We start from the raw sequence: 651 nt of genomic DNA, 5'->3' as shown, positions 1-651 counted from the left end.
TTAAAAAGGAACACTGTCATTCATAACGGTATGGGGCGTATCAAGAGGTCTGTAAATGCTTCTGTCATAAGCAGATGACTGCTCTTGATTATCATCATTTTTGCCATCTAAAAGCTTTAACTCGCCTTTGTACTGAGGCAATATGACTTCTGTTACATAGCGATCAACACCGTTTTTATCTTGCCATTTACGGGTTTGTAGTCGCCCCTCGATATAAACTTTGCTGCCTTTATTCAGATACTGGAGTGCTACTTTTGCCAAGTGTGGATTAAACACCACAATGGAATGCCATTCGGTTTTGTCTATTCTCTTATTGGTTGCCTTGTCTGTATAGCTCTCAGACGTTGCCATTCGAAAATTGACCACCTCGATGCCAGTTGACATTGTTTTGCTTTCTGGATTGGCACCTAAATGACCAATTAAAATCACTTTATTAAGCATGTTTGTAAGTCCCATTAAATGATGTAAAGATCATAACATGTTTTATGTGTTTTTACAATGTTTTCAGTTAGCTAATAACAATTATTTAATGTTTTACATTATGTTATAAATCACTAAAGCGTGTAAAATCGGATTGAAAGGCAAGGGGAACGATTCCTGTCGGACCATGGCGTTGTTTTGCTATAATAACCTCGGCTTTACCCTTGGCTT

General features: G+C 37.6%; 2 protein-coding genes. Both read right to left on the bottom strand.

The features are described from left to right. Window positions 1-441 (bottom strand): single-stranded DNA-binding protein, encoded by a 441-nt coding sequence (gene ssb / locus ACFILO_RS09660; RefSeq protein ID WP_375678233.1) that lies wholly within the window; start codon window positions 439-441, stop codon window positions 1-3. 103 nt (window positions 442-544) lie between these two features. Next, window positions 545-651: DnaB-like helicase C-terminal domain-containing protein (locus tag ACFILO_RS09655; protein ID WP_375637268.1), on the bottom strand; the 107-nt coding region annotated here is incomplete at its 5' end.

Source organism: Bartonella sp. AP72JLCBS (genome assembly GCF_042195705.1).
Taxonomy (GTDB): domain Bacteria; phylum Pseudomonadota; class Alphaproteobacteria; order Rhizobiales; family Rhizobiaceae; genus Bartonella.
The sequence above is the reverse complement of the archived record's forward strand: the minus strand, read 5'-3'. Positions and strand labels throughout refer to the sequence as shown.